Origin of the sequence: Streptomyces capillispiralis (genome assembly GCF_007829875.1) — a bacterium.
GTDB classification, from domain to species: Bacteria; Actinomycetota; Actinomycetes; order Streptomycetales; family Streptomycetaceae; genus Streptomyces; species Streptomyces capillispiralis.
Genome location: NZ_VIWV01000001.1, coordinates 575,296 through 598,549 on the forward strand (window position 1 = coordinate 575,296; position 23,254 = coordinate 598,549).

At 72.9% G+C, this 23,254-nt stretch carries 22 protein-coding genes; 9 read left to right on the top strand and 13 right to left on the bottom strand.

Annotated features, from left to right (window positions below):
- Positions 1-49: 49 nt before the first annotated feature.
- Complete coding sequence (locus FHX78_RS01940) at positions 50-658, bottom strand: TetR/AcrR family transcriptional regulator (protein ID WP_145865725.1); 609 nt, start codon at positions 656-658, stop codon at positions 50-52.
- A 109-nt stretch (positions 659-767) separates the two neighbouring features.
- Between FHX78_RS01940 and FHX78_RS01945 the strand changes: the two genes are divergently transcribed.
- Positions 768-2,243, top strand: a complete 1,476-nt coding sequence (locus FHX78_RS01945) for a cytochrome P450 (protein ID WP_145865726.1) — start codon at positions 768-770, stop codon at positions 2,241-2,243.
- 25 nt (positions 2,244-2,268) lie between these two features.
- Here FHX78_RS01945 and sigJ read toward each other — a convergent pair whose 3' ends face one another.
- The 10 genes from sigJ to FHX78_RS01995 form a co-directional block, all read right to left on the bottom strand.
- Positions 2,269-3,165, bottom strand: coding sequence for an RNA polymerase sigma factor SigJ (gene sigJ / locus FHX78_RS01950; protein ID WP_145865727.1), 897 nt, complete (start codon positions 3,163-3,165; stop codon positions 2,269-2,271).
- Positions 3,165-3,908 (bottom strand): PIG-L deacetylase family protein, encoded by a 744-nt coding sequence (locus tag FHX78_RS01955; protein ID WP_145865728.1) that lies wholly within the window; start codon positions 3,906-3,908, stop codon positions 3,165-3,167. Before FHX78_RS01955 ends, sigJ begins: the two co-directional genes overlap by 1 nt.
- Positions 3,909-3,964: 56 nt before the next feature.
- Complete coding sequence (locus FHX78_RS01960; RefSeq protein ID WP_145865729.1) at positions 3,965-5,266, bottom strand: alpha/beta fold hydrolase; 1,302 nt, start codon at positions 5,264-5,266, stop codon at positions 3,965-3,967.
- 101 nt (positions 5,267-5,367) lie between these two features.
- Positions 5,368-6,393, bottom strand: a complete 1,026-nt coding sequence (locus FHX78_RS01965; protein ID WP_145865730.1) for a LacI family DNA-binding transcriptional regulator — start codon at positions 6,391-6,393, stop codon at positions 5,368-5,370.
- Positions 6,394-6,439: 46 nt separating this feature from the next.
- Positions 6,440-6,676: a hypothetical protein gene (locus tag FHX78_RS01970; RefSeq protein WP_145865731.1), complete on the bottom strand. Its 237-nt coding sequence runs from the start codon at positions 6,674-6,676 to the stop codon at positions 6,440-6,442.
- A 13-nt stretch (positions 6,677-6,689) separates the two neighbouring features.
- Positions 6,690-7,010: an L-rhamnose mutarotase gene (locus tag FHX78_RS01975; protein WP_145865732.1), complete on the bottom strand. Its 321-nt coding sequence runs from the start codon at positions 7,008-7,010 to the stop codon at positions 6,690-6,692.
- Between the two features lie 31 nt (positions 7,011-7,041).
- Entirely contained in the window at positions 7,042-8,127 is a 1,086-nt protein-coding gene (gene rhaS, locus FHX78_RS01980) for a rhamnose ABC transporter substrate-binding protein (RefSeq protein WP_145865733.1), read from the bottom strand.
- 28 nt (positions 8,128-8,155) lie between these two features.
- The gene (locus tag FHX78_RS01985) at positions 8,156-9,187 is read right to left on the bottom strand and encodes an ABC transporter permease (protein ID WP_145865734.1); all 1,032 of its coding nucleotides are present in this window, start codon (positions 9,185-9,187) and stop codon (positions 8,156-8,158) included.
- Complete coding sequence (locus FHX78_RS01990) at positions 9,180-10,220, bottom strand: ABC transporter permease (RefSeq protein ID WP_145865735.1); 1,041 nt, start codon at positions 10,218-10,220, stop codon at positions 9,180-9,182. Before FHX78_RS01990 ends, FHX78_RS01985 begins: the two co-directional genes overlap by 8 nt.
- Entirely contained in the window at positions 10,217-11,734 is a 1,518-nt protein-coding gene (locus FHX78_RS01995; RefSeq protein ID WP_145865736.1) for a sugar ABC transporter ATP-binding protein, read from the bottom strand. Before FHX78_RS01995 ends, FHX78_RS01990 begins: the two co-directional genes overlap by 4 nt.
- Before the next feature lie 261 nt (positions 11,735-11,995).
- Here FHX78_RS01995 and rhaI point away from each other — a divergent pair, with 261 nt between their 5' ends.
- The 8 genes from rhaI to FHX78_RS02040 all read left to right on the top strand — a co-directional run bounded on the left by rhaI (position 11,996) and on the right by FHX78_RS02040 (position 21,944).
- The gene (gene rhaI, locus FHX78_RS02000; RefSeq protein WP_145865737.1) at positions 11,996-13,156 is read left to right on the top strand and encodes an L-rhamnose isomerase; all 1,161 of its coding nucleotides are present in this window, start codon (positions 11,996-11,998) and stop codon (positions 13,154-13,156) included.
- A gap of 142 nt (positions 13,157-13,298) precedes the next feature.
- Entirely contained in the window at positions 13,299-15,338 is a 2,040-nt protein-coding gene (locus tag FHX78_RS02010; RefSeq protein ID WP_145865739.1) for a bifunctional aldolase/short-chain dehydrogenase, read from the top strand.
- Entirely contained in the window at positions 15,335-16,780 is a 1,446-nt protein-coding gene (locus FHX78_RS02015) for a rhamnulokinase (protein WP_145865740.1), read from the top strand. Before FHX78_RS02010 ends, FHX78_RS02015 begins: the two co-directional genes overlap by 4 nt.
- 71 nt (positions 16,781-16,851) lie before the next feature.
- Positions 16,852-17,607 carry a (Fe-S)-binding protein gene (locus FHX78_RS02020; protein ID WP_145865741.1) on the top strand — a complete coding sequence of 252 codons (756 nt, stop codon included), beginning with the start codon at positions 16,852-16,854 and terminating at the stop codon, positions 17,605-17,607.
- Positions 17,604-19,082, top strand: coding sequence for a LutB/LldF family L-lactate oxidation iron-sulfur protein (locus tag FHX78_RS02025; RefSeq protein ID WP_145865742.1), 1,479 nt, complete (start codon positions 17,604-17,606; stop codon positions 19,080-19,082). The genes FHX78_RS02020 and FHX78_RS02025 overlap by 4 nt, the downstream gene beginning before the upstream one ends.
- The gene (locus tag FHX78_RS02030; RefSeq protein WP_145865743.1) at positions 19,079-19,720 is read left to right on the top strand and encodes a LutC/YkgG family protein; all 642 of its coding nucleotides are present in this window, start codon (positions 19,079-19,081) and stop codon (positions 19,718-19,720) included. The genes FHX78_RS02025 and FHX78_RS02030 overlap by 4 nt, the downstream gene beginning before the upstream one ends.
- Before the next feature lie 124 nt (positions 19,721-19,844).
- Positions 19,845-20,630 carry an ABC transporter ATP-binding protein gene (locus FHX78_RS02035; protein WP_189908585.1) on the top strand — a complete coding sequence of 262 codons (786 nt, stop codon included), beginning with the start codon at positions 19,845-19,847 and terminating at the stop codon, positions 20,628-20,630.
- Between the two features lie 3 nt (positions 20,631-20,633).
- Positions 20,634-21,944, top strand: a complete 1,311-nt coding sequence (locus FHX78_RS02040; protein ID WP_145865745.1) for an FtsX-like permease family protein — start codon at positions 20,634-20,636, stop codon at positions 21,942-21,944.
- Positions 21,945-22,051: 107 nt separating this feature from the next.
- Here FHX78_RS02040 and FHX78_RS02045 read toward each other — a convergent pair whose 3' ends face one another.
- Both FHX78_RS02045 and FHX78_RS02050 read right to left on the bottom strand, forming a co-directional pair.
- Positions 22,052-22,411 (bottom strand): cupin domain-containing protein, encoded by a 360-nt coding sequence (locus FHX78_RS02045; RefSeq protein ID WP_145865746.1) that lies wholly within the window; start codon positions 22,409-22,411, stop codon positions 22,052-22,054.
- 89 nt (positions 22,412-22,500) lie between these two features.
- A complete protein-coding gene (locus tag FHX78_RS02050; protein ID WP_145865747.1) occupies positions 22,501-23,169 on the bottom strand; it encodes a sigma-70 family RNA polymerase sigma factor in 669 nt (222 codons plus the stop codon).
- Positions 23,170-23,254 lie beyond the last annotated feature (85 nt).

Consider the following 23,254-nt stretch of genomic DNA (forward strand, 5'->3'; position numbering starts at 1 on the left):
GAAGATCGGGGTGTGCGCCAACCTGATGACGTGATCTTTACGAGACCTTTCAGGGCGTGAGCACGCCCAGCAGGGCGCGGGCGCACAGGTCGCGCACCTGCTCGCGCGTCAGCTCCGCGCCGCGCAGCCACTCCAGACAGACCGCGGTGGTGAACGCCAGCCAGCCGCGCACGGCGAGGCGGGTGTCCGGCCGGGTCCCGGAGACCGGACCGAACTCGGGATCCGCGGCGAGCGCCGCCAAAATCTGCCGTTCCTGCGCGGCCAGGGCCCGCCGGTAGACCCGGCGCACCGCCTGGTCCCCCGCCGCGTCGGCCCGGTGGAAGGCCCGGTACCCGTGCGCGTGGGCCTCCACGTACTCCAGGTACGCGTCGAGACCCGCCGTGAGCTGTTCGCGCGCCGGGACCCCGGGGACCGCCGCCGTCATGCGCAGCATCCGCCCGCTCTCGCGCTCCACGACGGCCGCGAAGAAGTCCCGCTTGGTCGGGAAGTAGTGGTACAGCAGCCCGCGCGACACCCCGGCGATCTCCGCGACCTGCTCGATCCACACCTCGTCGTAGGGGCTCTCCGAGAACAGCCGCGCGCCCACCGACAGAAGCTGCTCCCGGCGCTCCTCGGTGCTGAGCCGGCGGCGCGTGCGCCCGCCCTGGTTCACGGCCATCCCCGCACTGTACTTGACGTCGGTTCAACAGCCGGACCAGACTGAGCCGCGTTATTGAACTCGCGTACAACACGTCGCACTCGCTCGCCGGGTCGAAGGAGATCGCGTCATGGCGGAGACGACGGCAAGGGCCGCACTGCCGAAGGGATTTCGCAGCGCGGAGCTGGGCTGGCCCGCGCTGCACCGCATCCCGCACCCGCCGTACCGCCTGCCGCTGCTCGGCGACGTGCTCGGGGCGAGCAGGCGCACGCCGCTGCAGGACTCGCTGAAGTACGCCCGCACGCTGGGGCCGATCTTCCGGCGCAACGCGTTCGGCAAGGAGTTCGTGTTCACCTGGGGCTCCCGGCTGGTCGCGGACCTGGCCGACGAGTCGCGGTTCGCCAAGCACGTGGGGCTGGGCGTGGCCAATCTGCGGCCGGTCGCCGGGGACGGGCTGTTCACCGCCTACAACCACGAGCCGAACTGGCAGCTGGCGCACGACGTGCTGGCGCCCGGGTTCAGCCGGGAGGCGATGGCCGGCTACCACGCGATGATGCTGGCCGTGGCGGAGCGGCTGACGGAGCACTGGGACCGCGCGGCGGCCGGGGGCCGCCCGGTGGACGTGCCCGGGGACATGACCAAGCTGACGCTGGAGACGATCGCGCGCACCGGGTTCGGGCACGACTTCGGGTCCTTCGAACGGCCGCGTCCGCACCCGTTCGTCACGGCGATGGTCGGCACCCTCACCTACGCCCAGCGGCTGAACAGCGTGCCCGCGCCCCTGACCCCGCTGCTGCTGCGCCGTGCGAGCCGCCGCAACGCGGCCGACATCGCCCGCCTCGACCACATCGTCGACGAGGTGGTGCGGATCCGGCGCGCCGACGGCGGCGGGGACGGGGACCTGCTGGACCGGATGCTGGAGACCGCCCACCCGGAGACCGGCGAGCGGCTGTCGCCCGAGAACGTGCGGCGCCAGGTCATCACCTTCCTGGTGGCGGGACACGAGACCACCTCGGGCGCGCTCTCCTTCGCGCTGCACTACCTCGCCCGGTACCCCGAGGTCGCCGCCCGGGCCCGCGCCGAGGTGGACCGCGTGTGGGGCGACGCGGCGGCGCCCGGTTACGAGCAGGTCGCCCGGCTCCGTTACGTCCGCCGGGTCCTCGACGAGTCGCTGCGGCTGTGGCCGACCGCGCCCGCCTTCGCCCGGGAGGCCCGCGAGGACACGGTGCTGGCCGGGGAGCATCCCATGCGGCGCGGTGCCTGGACGCTGGTACTGACGCCGATGCTGCACCGGGACCCCGAGGTGTGGGGCCCGGACGCCGAGCGGTTCGACCCGGACCGCTTCGACGCGCGGGCGGTCCGGTCCCGTCCGGCGCACACCTTCAAGCCCTTCGGGACGGGGGCCCGGGCCTGCATCGGGCGGCAGTTCGCGCTGCACGAGGCGACCCTGGTGCTCGGGCTGCTGCTGCGCCGCTACGAGCTGCGGCCCGACGCCGACTACCGGCTGCGGGTGACCGAGCGGCTGACGCTGATGCCACAGGCCCTGCGGCTGTGGCCGGAGCGCCGGACCGCCGCGCGGGTCCGGGCGGAACCGGGTCCCGTCTGAACCCGCGCGGCGGCGCCGGGTGCGATCAGTTCTCCGGTGCCTCCAGACGGGCGAGGCGCTCGGGGTCGGCCAGGATGTACATGCCGGTGATGCGGCCGTCGGTGACGGTGACGGACATGACCGACCGGATGGTGCCGTCCACCACGCTGAGCAGGCCCGGCTCGCCGTTGACCAGGACCACCCGGGCCACCGCGGTGTAGTGGGCGAACATGAGCGCCGACTCGGCCACCGCCCGCGCACCCCGCAGCGTCTTGGACACCGCCGCGCCGCGGACCAGGGCGCCCGCGTCGGCCCGCAGCACCACGTCGGGATGGAGCACGGCGACCAGCGCCTCGAAGTCACCGCCGCGCGCGGCGGCCATGAAGGCGTCGAGGGCCTGCCTCTGCCGTCCGGGGTCGGGCTCGGTCGGCGGGGTCGCGTCCCGCACCCGGCGACGGGCCCGGCTGGCGAGCTGCCGGGTCGCGGCCGCGCTGCGCTCCACGACCGGGGCTATGTCGTCGAACGGCACGGCGAACATGTCGTGCAGGACGAACGCCAGCCGCTCGTCCGGTTCCAGCCGCTCCATGACCACCAGCAGGGCCACGCCCACCGAGTCGGTGCGCAGCGCCTCCTGCTCGGGGTCGGCCTGGGTCAGGGGGCGGATCACCGGGTCCGGTACGAAGGTCTCGTCCATCGGCTGCTCCCGGCGCGCGGTGCGCGAGCGCAGCAGGTCGAGACAGATCCGGCCGGTCACCGTGGTCAGCCAGCCGCCGAGGTTGTCGACGGCGCCGGTGTCGGTGCGGCCCAGTCTCAGCCAGGTCTCCTGGACGGCGTCCTCCGCCTCGGCCAGTGAGCCGAGCATGCGGTAGGCGACCGCCCTGAGGTGGCCGCGGTGCTCCTCGAAGCGTCGCGCCAGCAGTTCCCCGCTGTCGTCCGCGGGCATCACCGGGGGAACACCTCGAAGGCGACCGCGGGCCGGCCGCCGAACCGTCGTCCCGTCTCCTCGGCGGTCCGGGTCAGGAAGCCGCGGGCGTAGGTCTCCGGGTCCTCGTCGGTCAACGCCTCGATGTACGCGCGGTGTTCGAGCAGGGAACGCACCGCGCGCTCCAGCCCGTCCGTCGCGTCCACGGCGTGGGTGGGGGTGCTGGAGCCGGCGACGGCCACCCAGCGGACCCCGTCCCACGGTTCGAGGCCCTGCTCGGCCAGTTCCGGGAAGATCCACCGGTTGCCGGCGTCACCGGCCGCGTCGAGCGTGGCCCGCCCCACCGCCACGTGGTCCGGGGTGTTCCAGTAGGTGCCGCCCCAGCTGTCCCGGTGGTTGAGGGTGATCACCAGTTCTGGCCGGTACCGGCGGACGGCGGCGGCGATGTCCCGGCGCAGCGCGGGGCCGTACTCGACGACTCCGTCCCGGTGGTCGAGGAAGTCGACCCGCGACACGCCGACCACGGCCGCGCTCGCCCGCTGCTCCCGCTCCCGCAGCGGGCCGCACCGCGCCGGCTCCAGGGTGTCGATGCCCGCCTCGCCACGGGTGGCGAGGACGTAGACGACCTCGCGTCCGGCGTCGGTCCAGGACGCGACGGCCGCGGAGCATCCGTACTCGAGGTCGTCCGGATGGGCGACCACGGCCAGGGCGCGCTGCCAGTCGCCGGGCATGGGGTCGAGTTGACGGGTCGTCGGCTCGGTCATGCCCGCAGACTAACCCCCGGCACCGACATCCCACCGGGCGGTGCGCGCGCCCGCGCTCACGCCTCGTCGCGGGCCAGGGCGAGCAGCCGGTCCAGGACACGGGGGCCGCCGGCCCGCACCCCGTCGTGCTCGAACTCGTCGGTGACCCAGGTGCGCAGGCCGCGGATCGCGCGGGCCGTCTCCAGGGAGTGGGCCGTGTCGACGTACATGTCGTCGTGGTAGACGGCGGCCGCGACCGGGACCTCGTTGGCGGCGAGGCGTGCCGGGTCGTACAGGGGCGTCCAGTCGGTGCGGGCGGCGAGCAGTGCGGCCGTCTCGCGCAGCGGGCGCAGCGCGGGGTCGCAGTCGAACATCCACGGGTGGACGCTCTCGCCGGTGAACAGCAGCGGCTCGTCGCCGGCGAGCGTCTTGGCCGCGTCGAACCGCGGGAACTCGGCGCGCACGCGTTCGGCGGACCAGTCGGTGGGCCGGGCGTCCTGGCCGTAGATCGCCTCGTGGACGAGCGCGTACAGGGGGTGGCCGGCGTACGACAGCAGGCCCTGCGCCTCCTCCTGGAAGGCGTCGGAGAGCGCTGGGCCCGCCGGGGTGCGGACGAAGGCGTCCTCCAGGAGGTAGTGCAGCCGGTGGCTGCCCTCGCTGCCGCCGAGCAGGATGCCGAGGGACTGGAACGCCTCGACGGTGAACCGGTAGCCGTTGGGGAGGACGACGTCGTGGGTGAGGAGGTGGTCGGCGATGCGGCGGGCGCGTTCGACGTCCTGCGGGTAGCGGGCGTAGTGCGCGGCGACCTTGCGTTCGATGCGCGGGTAGGCGGCGCGGTAGACGTCGTCGGCGTGGGCGTGCAGGGAGGGCAGTCCGCCGGTGACGAGCGCGGTGTCCAGGCCCTCGGGGGCGAGGGACAGGTAGGCGACGGTGCAGAAGCCGCCGAAGCTCTGGCCGAGCACGGTCCAGGGGGCGCCGCCGGTCACCTCGGGGCGGATGGCCTCGCAGTCCCGCACGATCGCGTCGGCGCGGAAGCGGGTCAGGTAGTCGGCCTGTTCGGCCGGGCCGCCGCGCAGCGGGAGGGTCTGCCGGTTCGCCGGGGTGGAGGCGCCGGTGCCGCGCTGGTCGAGCAGGAGGACCCGGTACTCCTCGACCGCCCGGCCGAGCCAGGCCTGCTTGCCGAGGAAACGGTTCGCCCCGAAGCCGGGGCCGCCCTGGAGGTAGAGCAGCCAGGGCAGGTCCTGGCCGGCCTTGTCACGGGCGACGACCTCGCGCGCGTACAGCTCGATCGTCTCCCCCGAGGGGTCGTCGTGGTCGAGGGGCACGGTGAACCGGCGGTCGGTGAGGACCAGTCCGGGCTGACGGTAGCTGACGGTCAACGGGGCTCCTGGGACGAACGGATTGTCGGACCGTGACCCAGTTCAGCACATGTTCGTCCGGCCAACGAGGCCGGGATCATGAAAATCTTGCTGAACGCCGGTCAGCGGGCCGCGAGGCTGGACCGCCGTACCACCAGTTCCGGGCGCAGGACGACCCGCCGGTGCTCGTGCGGCTTGGCGGCGCTCTCGCTCTCGGTCTCCTCCAGCAGCAGTTCCGCCGCCAGGGCTCCCATGGTGACGGCGGGCTGCCGCACCGAGGTGAGGGGGACCGCCGCGGCGGCGGCGAACTCGATGTCGTCGTAGCCGACGATCGCCAGGTCGTCGGGGACGCCGACGCCGGCCGCGTACATCGCCTGGAGCACGCCGAGGGCGAGCAGGTCGTTGGCGCAGAACACGGCGGTGGGGCGGTCGGCGAGGCCGAGCAGGCGGGCCCCCGCGTCGCGGCCGGCGGCCACGTCGAGCCGTTCGGTGGGCAGCTCGCGCAGGCGGTCCGGTCCCAGCCCGGCCTCGGCGAGGGCGTTGAGGGCGCCGGTGCGGCGGTCCCGGACCTGGTTCAGTCCGGGCGGGCCGCAGACGTAGGCGATGGAGCGGTGCCCGGCATCGACGAGGTGGCGCACCGCCAGCGCGCCGCCGGCCACGTCGTCCACGGAGACCGAGCACTCGGTGGTGCCCTCGGCGACCCGGTCGACCAGGACGAAGGGGATGCCGTGCCGGCGGAACGCCTCGATGTTGCGGCCGGTGGCGTCCGCCGGGGTGAGCAGCACGCCCCGCACCCGCTGTTCGGCGAAGAGGGACAGGTACTCGGCCTCCTCGCCCGGGTTCTGGGCGCTGTTGCAGACCATCACGCCGAGCCCGGCCTCGCGGGCGGCGCGCTCGGCGCCGCGCGCGACGTCGACGAAGAAGGGGTTGCCCATGTCCAGCACGAGCAGCCCCATGATGCGGCTGCGGCCCGCGCGCAGTTGCCGCGCCGACTCGCTGCGGACGTAGCCGAGCCGGTCTATGGCGGACAGCACCCGTGCCCGGGTCTCGGCGGCGACCGTGTCCGGGCGGTTGATCACGTTGGAGACCGTGCCGACGGAGACTCCGGCGACGCGGGCGACGTCCTTGATACCCACCGACTGGGCCATCGGGCAGGGACCTCCTGATAGACGGGTGGGGCGGCGCGGCGGGCCATCACATTACCGGTACGGCCGCCCCCGGAGCGGTCACGGTCGGGCAGGCGGACGGAAGTCGACCACGTGCAGGGGTGAGGGTGTCGTACCGGTGGGCGATCGCCCGGCTGTCGAGGGTGGTGCGGCCGGTGCGGGTGACCGACGGGCCGGGGGCGGCGGCCCGCGCGGTGCCGGTGGCGAGGGCGGGTGCCGCGAGGGTGCCGAGGAGTGCTCCGGTCAGCAGAGTGCGTCGTCTCATCTCGGGCTCCGGGTCAGGCGAGGTGGAAGACCTCGGTCAGCGGTTTCATCGCCTCGTCGGGCCGGGAGCCGTCGAGGGCCTCGAAGAAGGGCGCCATCTCGGCCTGCCAGCGGGCGTTGACGTCGGTGGCCTCCATGCCGGCCTTGGCGGCCTCGAAGTCCTCGGTCTCCAGGTAGCCGACGAGCAGGCCGTCGTCGCGCAGGAAGAGGGAGTAGTTGTGCCAGCCGGTGGCCGAGAGCGCCTCGCGCATCTCGGGCCACACGGCGGCATGGCGTGCGCGGTACTCGGCGATCCGGTCCTGTCGGACCTTGAGCAGGAAACAGACGCGTTGCATGAGGTACCGCTCCTCGTGGGGGGAGGTGGGATCAGAAGTCGAACTGGTCGATGTTCTCGGCGTTGAAGACGGTGGGCTTGCCGAGGTTGATCACGCCGTCCTTGCCGATGGTGTACTCGCCCATCGGGCCGGCCGTGAAGGTCTCGCCCTCCTTGCCGGTGATCTGGCCGGAGGACAGGGCGATCGCGGTGCGGGCGGCCAGCTCGCCGAGCTTGGCCGGGTCCCACAGCTCGAACGCCTCGACGGTGCCGTTCTTGACGTACTTGCGCATGTCGTTGGGGGTGCCGAGGCCGGTCAGCTTGACCTTGCCCTTGTACTTGGAGCCGGACAGGTACTGGGCGGCGGCCTTGATGCCGACGGTGGTCGGGGAGATGATCCCCTTCAGGTTCGGGTACTCCTGGAGCAGGCCCTGGGTCTGCTGGAAGGACTGCTGGGCGTCGTCGTTGCCGTAGGCGACCTTGACCAGCTTCATGTCCTTGTACTCGGGCTTCTCGAGTTCGTCCTTCATGAACTCGATCCAGGCGTTCTGGTTGGTCGCGGTCTGCGCGGCGGACAGGATCGCGATCTCGCCCTTGTAGTCGATCTGCTCGGCGAGCAGCTGCACCTCGGTGCGGCCCAGGTCCTCACCGCTGGCCTGCGAGACGAAGGCGTTGCGGCAGTCGGGGGTGGTGTCGGAGTCGTAGGTGACGACCTTGATGTCGTTCTTCATGGCCTGCTTGAGCGCCGTGCACAGGGCGCCGGGGTCCTGCGCGGACACGGCCATGGCGTCGACCTGCTGCTGGGTCAGGGTGTTGACGTAGGAGACCTGTCCGGCGGTGTCGGTGGCGCTGGACGGGCCGACCTCCTTGTAGGTGGAGCCCAGTTCCTTCACGGCCTTCTCGCCGCCCTTGTCGGCGCTGGTGAAGTAGGGGTTGTTGACCTGCTTCGGCAGGAAGCCGACGGTCAGGCCCTTCTTGGTGGCCGCGTTCGGGTCGGCCTTGCCGGCCGAGGCCGCCGCGCCGCCGCCCTCGTTCTTCACGTCCTCCTTGGTGGTGCCACCGCAGGCGGTGGCGGCCAGGGCGAGCGAGGTGACGGTGGCGAGGGCCGCGCAGGTGCGGCGGATGGATGCCTTGCGCATGGTGGGTTCCTTAGGGACGAGAGGGGGTTCAGGGGGTGGGAGTGGGGGCCTTGGTGCCCGGTGGGGCCGCGGCTGCCCGCCGTCCGGCCCGGGCGACGGCGATCTGCCGGACGACGCGGGGCCCCAGCACGGACAGCACCAGCAGCACACCGGTGACGACGATCTGCGACTGCGCGGAGACGTCCTGGAGGCTCATCACGTTCTGCAGCGCGCCGAGCAGGAAGACACCGGCGACGGCGCCGCCGAGGGTGCCCTTGCCGCCGTCGAAGTCGATGCCGCCGAGCAGGACGGCCGCGACGACGGACAGTTCCAGGCCGGTGGCGTTGTCGTAGCGGGCGCTGGCGTAGTGCAGGGCCCAGAAGACACCGGTGAGGGAGGCCATCAGGCCGGTCACGGTGAACAGGATCAGCTTCTGCCGCTTGACGCGGATGCCGGCGAACCGGGCGGCCTCCTCGCTGGCGCCGATCGCGAACAGCGACCGCCCGAACGGGGTGGCGTGCAGGGCGACGACGGCGATGGCGAGCAGCACCAGGAAGGGCAGGAGCGCGTACGGGACGAACGTGTCGCCGATGCGTCCGGCCGCGAAGTCCAGGTACTGGACGGGGAAGTCGGTCACCGCGTCGGAGCCGAGCACGATCTGCGCGATGCCCCGGTAGGCGGCGAGGGTGCCGATGGTGACGGCGAGGGACGGCAGTCCGAGCCGGGTCACCAGCAGGCCGTTGATCAGGCCGCAGACCACGCCGAGCAGCAGGCAGATCGGGATGATCGCCTCGATGGTCATGCCCTGGTTCCACAGGGCGCCCATCACCGCGCCGGACAGGCCGGCCGTGGAGGCCACGGACAGGTCGATCTCGCCGGAGACCACCAGCAGCGTCATGGGCAGCGCGATCAGCGCGATCGGCAGGGTGTTGCCGATGAGGAACGACAGGTTGAGCGCGTTGCCGAAGCCGTCGACGGTGGTGAAGGACAGCAGCAGGACCACGACGAGCAGGGCGCCGACGGCTGTGTCCCACCTCAACGAGGCGGACCAGCGGCTCGCGCGCGTGAGGGACTCAGGCATGGCGGGCGTTCCTCTTCTTCAGGGCGGAGGCCACCCGCAGCGCGACGATCCGGTCGACCGCGATGGCGAGGATGAGCAGGATGCCGTTGATCGCGAGCACCCACACGGAGCTGACGCCGAGGGCGGGCAGCACGCTGTTGATGGAGGTCAGCAGCAGCGCGCCGAGGGCCGCGCCGTAGACGCTGCCGGAGCCGCCGGTGAAGACCACGCCGCCGACCACGACCGCGCTGACGACGGTGAGTTCGTAGCCGTTGCCGGTGCCGGAGTCGACGTTGCCGAACCGGGCCAGGTACAGGGCGCCGGCGAGACCGGCGAGGGCGCCGCAGAAGGTGTACGCGGCGAGGATCCGCTTGCGCACGGGGATGCCGGCGAGGCGGGCCGCCTCCGGGTTGGAGCCGAGCGCGTACAGCTCGCGGCCGCTGCCGAAGTGCTTGAGGTAGTACGCCGTGGCCACGAGCACCGCGAGGGCGATGAGCGCCAGGTACGGCACCGCGGAGATGCCGCCGGAGCCGAAGTCTACGAATCCGCCGGGCAGGTCGGCCGCGGTGATCTGGCGGGAGCCGACCCAGATGGAGTCGATGCCGCGGATGATGTAGAGCGTGCCGAGGGTGACCACGAGGGCGGGCACCTGGCCGGGGCTGACGAGCAGGCCGTTGAGCAGTCCGAAGGCGATGCCGAGCAGGACGGCCAGGGCGATGGCGACGACCGCGTTGCCGCCGCCCTGGAGGTAGGTGCCGGCGGCGAAGGCGCTGATGCCGAGGGTCGAGCCGACGGACAGGTCGACGTTGCGGGTGATGACGACAAGGGACTGGCCGGTGGCGACCAGGACCAGGATGGTCGCGTTCAGCAGCAGGTCCTTGATGCCCTGCTCGGACAGGAACTCGCTGTTGCCCGCCTGGGTGACGGCGATCATCACCAGGAAGACGACCAGGATGGCGAGTTCGCGCATCTTGAAGACGCGGTCGACCAGCCGGGTGGCGCCGGCCTTCGGCGCCTCGGCGACGGGAGCTTCTTCGGGAGCGGCGACCGTCATGCGGCGGCCCTCCCCGTTGCTGCGGCCATCACGGTTTCCTCGGTGGCGTCGGTACGGGAGATCTCGGCGGTGAGCCGGCCCTCGTGCATCACCAGCACGCGGTCGGCCATGCCGAGGATCTCGGGCAGGTCGGAGGAGATCATCAGGACGGCCACGCCGTCGGCGGCCAGCTGGGACAGCAGCCGGTGCACCTCGGCCTTGGTGCCGACGTCGATGCCGCGCGTGGGTTCGTCCACGATCAGCACCTTCGGCCCGGTGGCGAGCCACTTGGCGAGGACGACCTTCTGCTGGTTGCCGCCGGACAGGGTGTTCACGGTGTCGGCGATCCGGGCGTACTTCACCTGGAGCTTGACCGCCCAGTCGAGGGAGCGGCTGCGCTCGGCGCCGCGGTCCATCAGACCGGCCCTGACGGTGGTACGGAGTCCGGTGAGGCCGATGTTGCGCTCGATGGACATGTCCATCACCAGGCCCTGGGCGCGCCGGTCCTCGGGGACCAGGGCGAGGCCCGCCGCCATGGCGGTGGACGGGGCGCCGTTGGTGAGGCCGCGTCCGTCGACCTCGACCTCGCCCGCGTCCCAGCGGTCGATGCCGAACACGGCGCGGGCCACCTCGGTGCGGCCGGCGCCGACCAGTCCGGCCAGTCCGACGATCTCGCCGCGCCGCACGTCGAAGGAGACGTCGGTGAAGACGCCCTCGCGGGTCAGCCGGCGCACGCTCAGGGCGACCTCGCCCGGGGTCACGTCCTGCTTGGGGTAGAGCTCTTCCAGGTCGCGGCCGACCATGCGGCGCACCAGGTCGTCCTCGGTCATGCCGGCGAGCGGCTCGCTGGCGATCCAGGCGCCGTCGCGCAGGGTGGTGACCTTCTGGCAGATCTCGAAGATCTCCTCCAGCCGGTGGGAGATGAACAGCACGGCGGCGCCCTGCTCGCGCAGGGTGCGCACGACGCCGAAGAGGCGGGCGACCTCGCTGCCGGTGAGCGCGGCGGTCGGCTCGTCCATGATCAGGACGCGGGCGTCGAAGGAGAGCGCCTTGGCGATCTCCACGATCTGCTGGTCGGCGATGGACAGGCCGCGGGCCGGACGGTCCGGGTCGAGTTCGACGCCGAGCCGCCGCATCAGGGCCGCGGTCGCGGCGTGCACCGCCTTGTGGTCGATGCGGCCGAGGCCGCGCCGGGGCTGCCGGCCCATGAAGATGTTCTCGGCGATCGACAGGTCGGGGAAGAGCGTGGGCTCCTGGTAGATCACGGCGATGCCGGCGTCGCGGGCGTCGCCGGGGCCGTGGAAGACCACGGGCGCGCCGTCGAGCAGCACCTGGCCGGCGTCCGGCCGGTGCACTCCGGCCAGCGTCTTGATGAGGGTCGACTTGCCGGCTCCGTTCTCGCCGGCGAGGGCGTGCACCTCCCCGGGGAACAGCTCCAGGGAGACGTCCCGCAGTGCGCGGACCGCGCCGAAGGACTTGGAGATGTCCCTCAGCGCGAGGACCGGGGACGGACCCGTGTCGGACGGGTGGGTCATGAGGGCTCCTCGACGACGTCGGGGGGCTGCCCTCGCGACGTCGTGAAAGGTTTCAACTGGGTTGCCGGGACGTTAGGCGCGGGACGCATGTCACGTCAATGGGTGCCGGTCGAAAAACTTTCGACAGCTTCAGGTCACACGCTGGTCACGGAGGACGGTCTTGGCTCAAGGGGTTGACACCCCTTCGGGGGCGCCATAGCTTCCCGTCCTGAATCGTTTCACTCTGTGGTCGATACGACCCGATGTCACAGGAGCCCCCACGTGACCGAGCTCGCCGCGGCGAAGGCCGCTCTCAAGACCCAGGCCGTCGAGACGCCGTCGTGGGCGTACGGGAACTCCGGGACCCGGTTCAAGGTGTTCGCGCAGCAGGGCGTCCCCCGCACTCCGCAGGAGAAGCTGGACGACGCGGCCCAGGTGCACGCGTTCACGGGGGTCGCGCCGACCGTGGCGCTGCACATCCCGTGGGACAAGGTCACCGACTACGCGGCCCTGGCCCAGCACGCCGAGGACCGGGGCGTGCGGCTCGGCGCGATCAACTCCAACACCTTCCAGGACGACGACTACCGGCTGGGCAGCATCTGCCACCCGGACGCCGCCGTGCGCCGGAAAGCCGTCGACCACCTGCTGGAGTGCGTCGACATCATGGACGCCACCGGTTCCAAGGACCTCAAGCTGTGGTTCGCCGACGGGACGAACTACCCCGGGCAGGACGACATCCGGGCGCGGCAGGACCGGCTCGCCGAAGGGCTCGCCGAGGTGTACGAGCGGCTCGGGGACGACCAGCGGATGCTGCTGGAGTACAAGTTCTTCGAGCCGGCGTTCTACACGACGGACGTGCCGGACTGGGGCACCGCCTACGCGCACTGCCTGAAGCTGGGCGAGAAGGCGCAGGTGGTCGTCGACACCGGTCACCACGCCCCGGGGACCAACATCGAGTTCATCGTGGCGACGCTGCTGCGCGAGGGGAAGCTCGGTGGGTTCGACTTCAACTCGCGGTTCTACGCGGACGACGACCTGATGGTCGGTGCCGCCGACCCGTTCCAGCTGTTCCGGATCATGTACGAGGTGATCCGCGGCGGCGGGTTCACTCCCGGCGTGGCGTTCATGCTCGACCAGTGCCACAACATCGAGGCGAAGATCCCGGCGATCATCCGTTCTGTCATGAACGTCCAGGAGGCCACGGCGAAGGCGCTGCTGGTCGACGGGGCGGCGCTGGCCGCGGCGCAGGCCGCCGGGGACGTCCTCGAGGCGAACGCCGTGCTGATGGACGCGTACAACACGGACGTGCGTCCGCTGCTGCGCGAGGTGCGGGAGGAGATGGGGCTGGACCCCGAGCCGCTTGTCGCCTACCGGCGGTCCGGGTGGGCGGAGAAGATCGTCGCCGAGCGGGTCGGTGGGGAGCAGGCGGGGTGGGGCGCGTAGGCGTCTGCCGGGTTTCCGTTCGTCACGGGCCGCGGGCCGGTTGTGGCTGGTCGCGCCCGCGCGGCGGTAGCCGCACATTCGACATGGCCCCGCGCCCCCAGGGATATGCACTCACTCTCTCTCACGTAAGGACTGGACGTTCATGGCCACCCATCCCGAAGCCGCCGCTCTGCTCGCTCGATCGCACCGGCTCGGCGCCGACCCCCGCAACACCAACTACGCCGGCGGCAACACCTCCGCCAAGGGCACCGGGACCGACCCCGTCACCGGGGGTGACGTGGAACTGATGTGGGTCAAGGGCTCCGGTGGCGACCTCGGGACGCTGACCGGGGCGGGGCTGGCCGCGCTGCGGCTGGACCGGCTGCGGGCGCTGACCGGCGTGTACCCGGGCGTCGAGCGCGAGGACGAGATGGTCGCCGCGTTCGACTACTGCCTGCACGGCAAGGGCGGCGCCGCCCCCTCGATCGACACCGCGATGCACGGCCTGGTCGACGCCGCGCACGTCGACCACCTCCACCCCGACTCCGGGATCGCGCTCGCCTGCGCGGCCGACGGGGAGAAGCTCACCGCCGAGTGCTTCGGCGACACCGTGGTGTGGGTGCCGTGGCGGCGGCCCGGCTTCCAGCTGGGCCTGGACATCGCCGCCGTGAAGGAGGCCAACCCGCAGGCCATCGGCTGTGTGCTCGGCGGGCACGGCATCACCGCGTGGGGCGACACCTCCGAGGAGTGCGAGCGCAACTCGCTGCACATCATCCGCACCGCCGAGCGGTTCCTCGCCGAGCGCGGCCGGCCGGAGCCCTTCGGGCCGGTGATCGACGGCTACCAGGCGCTGTCCGAGGACGAGCGCCGGGAGCGGGCCGCCGCCCTGGCGCCGTACGTGCGGGCCGTCGCCTCGCTGGACCGGCCGCAGGTCGGGCACTTCGACGACTCCGACGCCGTACTGGACTTCCTGGCCCGGGCCGAGCACCCGCGGCTGGCCGCGCTCGGCACCTCCTGCCCGGACCACTTCCTGCGCACCAAGGTCCGCCCGCTGGTCCTCGACCTGCCGCCGGCCGCCCCGCTGGACGAGGCGGTCGCCCGGCTGAAGGAGCTGCACGCGGCCTACCGCGAGGAGTACGCCGCCTACTACGCGCGGCACGCGGAGCCGGACTCCCCCGCGATGCGCGGTGCCGACCCGGCGATCGTGCTGGTGCCGGGCGTGGGCATGTTCAGCTTCGGCAAGGACAAGCAGACCGCGCGGGTGGCCGGCGAGTTCTACCTCAACGCGATCAACGTGATGCGCGGGGCGGAGGCGGTGTCCACGTACGCGCCGATCGAGGAGTCGGAGAAGTTCCGCATCGAGTACTGGGCGCTGGAGGAGGCCAAGCTCCAGCGGATGCCGAAGCCCAAGCCGCTCGCCACCCGGGTGGCGCTGGTGACCGGCGCGGGCAGCGGGATCGGCAGGGCGATCGCCCAGCGGCTGGTGGCCGAGGGCGCCTGTGTCGTGGTGGCCGACCTGAACGGGGAGAACGCCGCGCAGGTCGCCGAGGAGCTGGGCGGGCCCGACAAGGCCGTCGCGGTGACCGTCGACGTGACGTCGGAGGAGCAGATCGCGGACGCCTTCAAGGCCGCCGTGCTCGCCTTCGGCGGCGTGGACCTGGTGGTGAACAACGCCGGCATCTCGATCTCCAAGCCGCTCCTGGAGACGTCCGCGAAGGACTGGGACCTCCAGCACGACATCATGGCCCGCGGTTCCTTCCTCGTCTCGCGGGAGGCGGCCCGGGTGATGACCGCGCAGGAGCTGGGCGGGGACATCGTCTACATCGCGTCGAAGAACGCGGTGTTCGCCGGCCCGAACAACATCGCCTACTCGGCCACCAAGGCCGACCAGGCGCACCAGGTGCGCCTCCTCGCCGCCGAGCTGGGCGAGCACGGCATCCGCGTCAACGGCGTCAACCCGGACGGCGTGGTGCGCGGCTCCGGGATCTTCGCGGGCGGCTGGGGCGCCAAGCGCGCGGCCGTGTACGGGGTGCCGGAGGAGAAGCTGGGCGAGTTCTACGCCCAGCGGACGCTGCTCAAGCGCGAGGTGCTGCCCGAGCACGTGGCGAACGCCGTGTTCGCGCTGACCGGCGGCGACCTCACCCACACCACCGGACTGCACGTCCCGGTCGACGCCGGCGTCGCCGCCGCGTTCCTGCGATGAGCGCCGTGCAGTCCTACGCCGCGGTCGACCTCGGCGCGTCCAGCGGGCGCGTCATGGTCGGCCGCGTCGGCCCCGACAGCCTGGAGCTGACCGAGGCCCACCGCTTCCCCAACCGGCCGGTGCGCGTGCCCGAAGGGCTGCGCTGGGACGTGCTGGGGCTGTACGCCGGTGTGCTGGACGGGCTGAGGCGGGCAGGGCAGGTCGACTCGGTCGGCATCGACAGCTGGGCCGTGGACTACGGGCTGCTGGACGCGGACGGGGCGCTGCTCGGCAACCCCGTGCACTACCGCGACGGCCGTACCGAGGGGATCGCGGAGAAGGTGTGGGCGACCGTCCCCGCCGAGGAGCTGTACGCCGCCACGGGGCTGCAGTACGCCCCGTTCAACACCCTGTACCAGCTGGCTGCGGCCCAGGGCACGGCCCAGCTGGCGCGGGCGGAGCGGCTGTTGCTGATCCCGGACCTGCTGACGTACTGGCTCACCGGTGAGCAGGGCACGGAGCTGACCAACGCCTCGACCACCCAGCTCGTCGACCCGCGCACGCGGGACTGGGCGCACGGGGTGGCGCGGCGGCTGGGCATCGACCTCGCTCTGTTCGCGCCGCTGCGTCGGCCCGGGGACCCGGCCGGGGTGCTGCGGCCCGAGGTGCTGGAGGAGACCGGGCTGTCCGGGCCGGTGCCGGTGACGGCGGTCGGGTCGCACGACACCGCCTCCGCGGTCGCCGCGGTGCCCGCCGACGGTGAGCGGTTCGCCTACATCTGCACCGGCACCTGGTCGCTGGCCGGGCTGGAGCTGGACGCACCGGTGCTCTCCGAGGAGAGCCGGGCCGCCAACTTCACCAACGAGCTGGGGCTGGACGGCACGGTCCGCTACCTGCGCAACATCATGGGCCTGTGGCTGCTCCAGGAGTGCCTGCGGGCGTGGGGCGGACCGGATCTGGGCGCCCTGCTCCGCGAGGCGGCCGAGGTGCCGGCGCTGCGGTCGGTGGTGGACGCCGGGGACGCGTCGTTCCTCGCGCCGGGGCGGATGCCGGAGCGGATCGCCGACGCCTGCCGGGCCTCGGGGCAGCCGGTGCCGGTCTCCCCCGCCGAGGTCACGCGCTGCATCCTCGACTCGCTCGCCCTGGCCCACCGCAGGGCCGTCGAGGAGGCGCAGCGGCTCGCCGGGCAGCCGGCCGACGTCGTGCACATCGTGGGCGGCGGCACCCGCAACGCCCTGCTGTGCCAGCTGACCGCGGACGCCTGCGGGCTGCCGGTGGTGGCCGGCCCGACGGAGGCGGCGGCGCTGGGCAACGTGCTGGTGCAGGCCCGGGCGCACGGACGGCTCGGTGACCTCGCCGGAATGCGGCGGCTGCTGGTCCGTACGCAGCCGCTGACCAGGTACGAACCGCGCGGCGGGACGCGGCGGTGGCAGGCGGCCCAGGCCCGCCTCGCCCGGGACTGACGGGGTCTCCCCGGGCCCCACTCCCCGGACTACTGTTCATACGACCGATGATCGATGTGCAAGGAGCCGCGATGCGTGTCGCTCTGTTCCTCACCTGTGTCAACGACACGCTCTATCCGGACACCGGCCGCGCGGTGGTGAAACTGCTGACCAGGCTGGGCGTCGAGGTCGACTTCCCGATGGCGCAGACCTGTTGCGGTCAGGCGCACTACAACACGGGCTACCGGCACGAGGCCGAGCCGCTCGCCCGGCACTTCTCCGAAGTCTTCGGGGAGTACGAGGCGATCGTGACCCCGTCCGGTTCGTGCGGGGCGATGGTGCGGGAGCTGTACCCGCGGATGGGTGAGCGGGCCCGGGCGGAGGGCCGCGGGGACACCCTGGCGGCGACGCTGGCGCCGGTGGTGCCCAAGACGTACGAACTCACGGAGTTCCTGGTGGACGTGCTGGGGGTGACGGACGTCGGGGCGTACTACCCGCACAAGGTGACCTATCACCCGACCTGTCACGGGCTGCGCGGACTGGGCCTGGGCGAGCGGCCGCTGCGGCTGCTGCGGGCGGTGAAGGGGCTGGAGCTGGCCGAGCTGCCGGGCGCCGAGGAGTGCTGCGGCTTCGGCGGCACCTTCGCCCTGAAGAACGCCGACGTCTCGGCGGCGATGGGCACCGACAAGGTGCGCAACGCCGAGTCGACCGGCGCCGAGGTGCTGTGCGCGGCGGACAACTCGTGCCTGATGCACATCGGCGGGACGATGACCAGGCTGCGGACCGGCATGCGGCCGGTGCACATCGCGGAGATCCTGGCGAGCACGGAGGAGGAACCGGCCGTATGAGCGGAACGTTCGTGGGCATGCCGGCGTTCCCGGCGGCCGCCCGGGACGCCGTGCGCGACACCACCCTGCGCGGCAACCTGCGGCACGCCACGCACACCATCCGGGCCAAGCGGGCGAACGCCGTCGCGGAGCTGGCCGACTGGGCGGAGCTGCGGGAGGCCGGCAAGCGGATCAAGGACCACACGCTGCGTCATCTCGACCACTACCTCGTGCGGTTGGAGGAGTCGGTGACGGCGGCGGGCGGCACCGTGCACTGGGCCGCCGACGCCGACGAGGCCAACCGGATCGTGACCCGGCTGGTCAAGGAGACCGGCGAGTCGGAGGTCGTCAAGGTCAAGTCGATGGCCACGCAGGAGATCGGGCTCAACGAGGCGCTGGAGGAGGAGGGCATCCGCGCCTACGAGACCGATCTGGCCGAACTGATCGTGCAGTTGGGCAAGGACCGGCCCTCGCACATCCTCGTCCCGGCGATCCACCGCAACCGCGGGGAGATCCGGGAGATCTTCGCCCGGGAGATGGGCGAGTGGGGCCGCCCCGCCCCGGACGGGCTGACGGACACCCCCGCCGAACTCGCCGAGGCGGCGCGGCTGCACCTGCGGGAGAAGTTCCTGCGCGCCAAGGTCGGCATCTCCGGCGCCAACTTCATGGTGGCCGAGACCGGCACCCTGGTGGTGGTCGAGTCGGAGGGCAACGGGCGGATGTGCCTGACCCTGCCCGAGACGCTGATCTCCGTCGTCGGCATCGAGAAGATCGTGCCGACCTGGCAGGACCTGGAGGTGTTCCTGCAGACCCTGCCCCGCTCCTCGACCGCCGAGCGGATGAACCCGTACACCTCCACGTGGACCGGCACCACCGACGGGGACGGCCCTCGGACCTTCCACCTGGTCCTGCTGGACAACGGCCGCACCGACACCCTCGCCGACGAGGTGGGCCGGCAGGCGCTGCGCTGCATCCGCTGCTCGGCCTGCCTCAACGTGTGCCCGGTGTACGAGCGGGCCGGCGGCCACGCCTACGGCTCGGTCTACCCGGGCCCGATCGGCGCCATCCTCAGCCCCCAACTGCGGGGCATCGGCAGCGAGATCGACGCCTCCCTGCCGTACGCCTCCTCGCTGTGCGGCGCCTGCTACGAGGTCTGCCCGGTCGCCATCGACATTCCCGAGGTGCTGGTGCACCTGCGGGAGCGGGTGGTGGAGGGCGGTCAGGTGACGCGGGCGGGCAACAAGGTGGTGCTGCAACCCGCCAAGGGCCACGCCGCGGAGCGGGCCGCGATGCGCGCCGCGCGCTGGGCGTTCACCCGCCCGGGCGTGCTGCGGGCCGGCCAGCGCCTCGCCTCGCGCACCCGGCGCGTCCATCCGCGCACCCTGCCGGGCCCCGGCCGGGCGTGGAGCGGGACCCGGGACCTGCCGCCGGTGCCGGCGGAGCCGTTCCGGGACTGGTGGCAGCGGACACGGAACGGAAAGGGCGGTGCCCGGTGAGCAGCAGGGAACGGATCCTGGGCCGGGTGCGGCGCGCCCTCGCCGACGTCCCGGAGGACGACACCCCGTACGAGCGGGCGGTCGTCCGTGACTACCTGCGCGAGCACGGTGGGCGCACCGTCGAGCAGACGGTGGACCTCCTCGCGGAGAACCTGGCCGACTACCGGGCGGTGGTGCACCGCACCGACGCCGACGGGCTGCCGGGACTGCTCGCCGGGCTGCTCGCGGCGCGCGGCGCGTCGACAGTGCTGGTGCCGCCCGGCCTGGACGAGGGCTGGCTCGCGGCGGCCGGGGTGACCCGGGTGGCGGACCGGGCGGAGAGCACCCCGGCCGAACTGGACCGGCTCGACAGCGTGGTGACCGCGTGCGCGGTCGCCGTCGCGGAGACGGGCACGATCGTGCTGGACGGCTCCCCCGACCAGGGCCGGCGCCGCATCACCCTGGTCCCCGACCACCACATCTGTGTGGTCCGGGTCCCGGACCAGGTCGTCTCCTCCGTCCCCCAGGCGCTCGAACGCCTCGACGCGGCCCGTCCGCTGACCTGGATCTCCGGCCCGTCGGCGACCAGCGACATCGAGCTGGACCGGGTGGAGGGCGTGCACGGACCGCGCACGCTGGAGGTCGTCCTGGTCGGCTGAGTCCCCCTCCGGGGGTGTCGGTGGGTACACCCCCGGAAACGGGTTCTGCGCCCCGTGTGGCGGCGCCGCCCGCTCCGTAGCGTCTTCCCCGTGGCACAGGGGGTGCCGGACGGAGGACATGACCATGGTGCGCAACGGGGCACGACGCGGCCACGACCCGGGGCCCGCCCCCGAGGCCCTGCGGCTGGTGAAGGTCACCAAGTCGTACGGCACCGGGGACGGCGCCGTGACCGCCCTGGACGGGGTGACGCTGGGGCTGGCGCGGGGGACGTTCACCGCGGTGATGGGACCGTCGGGCTCGGGCAAGTCGACGCTGCTGCAGTGCGCGGCGGGTCTGGACCGGCCGGACAGCGGGATCGTGCGGGTCGACGGGACCGAGCTGACCGGCGGCGGTGAGGCGGAGCTGACGAGGTTCCGGCGGGGGCGGATCGGGTTCGTGTTCCAGCAGTACAACCTGCTGGAGACGCTGACCGTCGAGCAGAACACGGTGCTGCCGCTGAAGCTGGCGGGCCGGCGCGTGGACCGCGGGCGGGTCCGGGAGGTCCTGGCCGCCGTCGGTCTGGGCGACCGGCTCGGGCACCGGCCCGGCCGGCTGTCGGGTGGTCAGCGGCAGCGGGTGGCGATCGCGCGGGCGCTGGTCACCGAGCCCCGGGTGGTCTTCGCGGACGAGCCGACCGGTGCCCTGGACCTCCGCAGCGCGCGGGAGGTGCTGGCGCTGCTGCAGCGGTCGGTGCGGGTGCACGGGCGGACCGTGGTAATGGTGACGCACGATCCGGTCGCCGCCTCCTACGCCGACAGTGTGCTATTCCTCGCGGACGGCCGGCTCGCGGGCCGGCTGGACGCGCCGACGGCGGACGCGGTGGCCGAGCGGCTGGCGCACCTGGGCGACGACATGACGGCGGGGGTGTGAGCCGTGCTGGTACTGGCTCTGCGGTCGGTCCGGCAGCGGCCCGGACGGTTCCTCGCGACGCTGCTGTCCGCCTTCCTGGGCGCGGCGATCATCATGGCCTTCCACTCGATGCACGACACCGCCGGCCGGCCGGGCGTGGACCCGGTCAGCTCCGAGACGCTCCACACGGCGGCCGGTGTGGTCGGCGGGTACGGCACGCTGCTGGTGTTCTTCGCCGTCGCCTCCACGCTGACGGTGAACGTGCGGCAGCGGGCGGCCGAACTGGAGTTGCTGCGCTGCTCGGGGGCGACCCCGGCGCAGCTGAAGCGGATGGTCGTGGGTGAGGCGGCGGTGGTGGCCCTGGCGGGCGCGGCGCTGGCGGTCCTCCCGGCGGTGCTCGGCGGGCGGCTGCTGCTGGAGGTGTTCCAGGACAGCGGGCAGGTCGCCCGGTCGGTCGGCCACTCCTTCGGGATCATCGCGCTGACGTCCGGGGTCGGCATCACCCTGCTCGCGGCGGCGGGCGCGGCGTTCCTCGCGCTGCGCCGGGCGGCGCGGGGGGAGCAACGGCGGGGCAGGGCGCGGGCGTTCCTCGCGTACGCGGCGCTGCTGGCCGGTGCCGCCGCCGTGTGCTCCACCTTCGCGTTCTCGGCGACGGACGCCGCGCTGATGGCGCCGCCCGCGTACGGGGCGATCCTGCTGTCGGTGGGGCTGGCGCTGAGGGCGCCGCGGCTGCTGAAGGGCGTGCTCGGCCGGCTGGCGCCGGGCGGGGCGAGCGGCTGGCTGGCGGTGCGGAACCTGCGGCAGCGCTCCGGGCGGCTCGCCGGGATCCTGATGTCGCTGATCCTGTTCACGGCGGTGTCGACGGCGACGCTGACCATGCAGGCGGTGGAGAGCGAGGCCGTCGCGGCCTCGGGCCTGGTGAAGTCGGTCGACGCGAAGAACCTGGAGACGCTGAACTTCACGGTGGTCGGCATCATCGTGGTGTTCGTGTGCGTGATGCTGGTCAACTCGCTGTACGCGGCGACGGCCTACCGTGAGCGGGAGTTCGGGCAGCAGCGCCTCGCCGGGGCGACGCCCGGGCAGGTGCTGGGCGTGGTGGGCGCCGAGAGTCTGGTCCTCACCGTCACCGGGCTGCTGTTCGGCACTCTGGCGGCGCTGGCGGGGATCGTGCCGTTCACCGTGGTCCGCGGTGACGCGGTGCTGCCGCAGCAGACGGCCGGGGTATGGGCGGTGGTGGCCTCGATCGGCGCGGTGGCCACGCTCGGGACGAGCCTGGCCACCGCCCGGCGTGTCCTGCGCACACCGGCGGTGAGGGCGGTGTCCGCGACCGCGTGACGGATGCGGTGGGCGGTGCGCCGGCCGGGCCGAGCCGTACCGCCGCCGCTCGTCGGGCGGGTCGGCGGTACGACTCCGGGCGGCCGTCGCCCCTCCCCCGCGCTCCGCTAGTCCGCCTTCGCGTACTTCTGCGCCATGGCGCCCGCGAAGTCGTACACCACGACCTGTTCGTCGCCGGCGACCCACGCGTCATGGCCGGGCGAGCACACGAAGACGTCGCCGGGGCCGACCTCGCTCTCCCCTCCGTCGTCCATGCGGATGTGCAGACGGCCCTGGACGACATAGCCGTTGTGGTGGATCTGGCAGCTCTCCGTTCCCGCGATGGGGCCGACGGACTCGGTCCAGCGCCACCCGGGTTCGAAGGTGGCCACGGCGAAGTCCAGCCCTGACATGTGGACGGCTTCCAGGTGTCCCCTGGGGAAGTCGCGCCTCTCGTCCGGCTTGTCCAGCGTCTTGATCTCGAGCATGACCCTTTCCCTTCCGACCGCGCTCCCCACGGTCGGGGCCGGCCTCCGTCTGCCGTGAACGGCACCGGCGGGGGCCGGGCCCCATCACTTCATCGTCCGCCTGTCCACTCGGGGGCGCCATTCGGGTGACGGTGCCGGGATCCGGGGGCCGGGCGCCGTCGTCCGGCGGCCCCGCCGACCTGCTCGGCCTCGGTGATGAGGGCGACGAGCGCCGTGCGCGCGCGGGCCACGCGGGAGCGGACCGTGCCGACCGGGCAGTCGCCGAGGGCGGCCGCCTCCGTGTACGGCAGTCCGAGGAGCTGTGTGAGGACGAACGCCTCGCGCCGCTCGTCCGGCAGCTGGTCCAGCAGTTCGAGGAGGGCGATCCCGTCGTCGAAGCCGGGCAGCCCGCGCGGCTGCGCCCGCTCCACGGTCAGCTGCCAGTCGGGCACGTCGGCCGTCCGGGGCCGTACGGCCGTGCGCCGGTGGCTGTCGGCCACCGCGCGGCGGGCGATGGCGAGCAGCCAGGTGCGGGCCGAGGAACGGCCTTCGAACCGGTGGAGGCTGCCGAGCGCCCGCAGGAAGGTGTCCTGGGTCAGGTCGTCCACGGCCTGGGGGTCGGCGCCCAGGTGGGCGACATAGCGGATGACGTCGCGGTGCAGGGCCCGGACGAAGTGGTCGACGGCGTCGGCGTCACCGCCGCGCGCGGCCAGCGCCCAGGCGGTCGCGGCGTCGTCGGCGGGTCTTGCGGGGGAAGCGGGCAGGGCAGGGCTGATCACCTGGTGTCCTTCACGGAGGAAGCCGGAGGCCGCGGACGTGCGCGGTCCGGTGAGCGGGGGACGGCCGGGTGCGGTACGGGACGGA

What these genes read in the sequence shown, in the direction of transcription:
- FHX78_RS01940 (WP_145865725.1), bottom strand. Translation starts at nt 658, where the DNA reads ATGGCCGTGAACCAGGGCGGGCGCACGCGCCGCCGGCTCAGCACCGAG.
- FHX78_RS01945 (WP_145865726.1), top strand. Translation starts at nt 768, where the DNA reads ATGGCGGAGACGACGGCAAGGGCCGCACTGCCGAAGGGATTTCGCAGC.
- sigJ (WP_145865727.1), bottom strand. Translation starts at nt 3,165, where the DNA reads ATGCCCGCGGACGACAGCGGGGAACTGCTGGCGCGACGCTTCGAGGAG.
- FHX78_RS01955 (WP_145865728.1), bottom strand. Translation starts at nt 3,908, where the DNA reads ATGACCGAGCCGACGACCCGTCAACTCGACCCCATGCCCGGCGACTGG.
- FHX78_RS01965 (WP_145865730.1), bottom strand. Translation starts at nt 6,393, where the DNA reads ATGGCCCAGTCGGTGGGTATCAAGGACGTCGCCCGCGTCGCCGGAGTC.
- FHX78_RS01970 (WP_145865731.1), bottom strand. Translation starts at nt 6,676, where the DNA reads ATGAGACGACGCACTCTGCTGACCGGAGCACTCCTCGGCACCCTCGCG.
- FHX78_RS01975 (WP_145865732.1), bottom strand. Translation starts at nt 7,010, where the DNA reads ATGCAACGCGTCTGTTTCCTGCTCAAGGTCCGACAGGACCGGATCGCC.
- rhaS (WP_145865733.1), bottom strand. Translation starts at nt 8,127, where the DNA reads ATGCGCAAGGCATCCATCCGCCGCACCTGCGCGGCCCTCGCCACCGTC.
- FHX78_RS01985 (WP_145865734.1), bottom strand. Translation starts at nt 9,187, where the DNA reads ATGCCTGAGTCCCTCACGCGCGCGAGCCGCTGGTCCGCCTCGTTGAGG.
- FHX78_RS01990 (WP_145865735.1), bottom strand. Translation starts at nt 10,220, where the DNA reads ATGACGGTCGCCGCTCCCGAAGAAGCTCCCGTCGCCGAGGCGCCGAAG.
- FHX78_RS01995 (WP_145865736.1), bottom strand. Translation starts at nt 11,734, where the DNA reads ATGACCCACCCGTCCGACACGGGTCCGTCCCCGGTCCTCGCGCTGAGG.
- FHX78_RS02010 (WP_145865739.1), top strand. Translation starts at nt 13,299, where the DNA reads ATGGCCACCCATCCCGAAGCCGCCGCTCTGCTCGCTCGATCGCACCGG.
- FHX78_RS02015 (WP_145865740.1), top strand. Translation starts at nt 15,335, where the DNA reads ATGAGCGCCGTGCAGTCCTACGCCGCGGTCGACCTCGGCGCGTCCAGC.
- FHX78_RS02020 (WP_145865741.1), top strand. Translation starts at nt 16,852, where the DNA reads ATGCGTGTCGCTCTGTTCCTCACCTGTGTCAACGACACGCTCTATCCG.
- FHX78_RS02025 (WP_145865742.1), top strand. Translation starts at nt 17,604, where the DNA reads ATGAGCGGAACGTTCGTGGGCATGCCGGCGTTCCCGGCGGCCGCCCGG.
- FHX78_RS02035 (WP_189908585.1), top strand. Translation starts at nt 19,845, where the DNA reads ATGGTGCGCAACGGGGCACGACGCGGCCACGACCCGGGGCCCGCCCCC.
- FHX78_RS02045 (WP_145865746.1), bottom strand. Translation starts at nt 22,411, where the DNA reads ATGCTCGAGATCAAGACGCTGGACAAGCCGGACGAGAGGCGCGACTTC.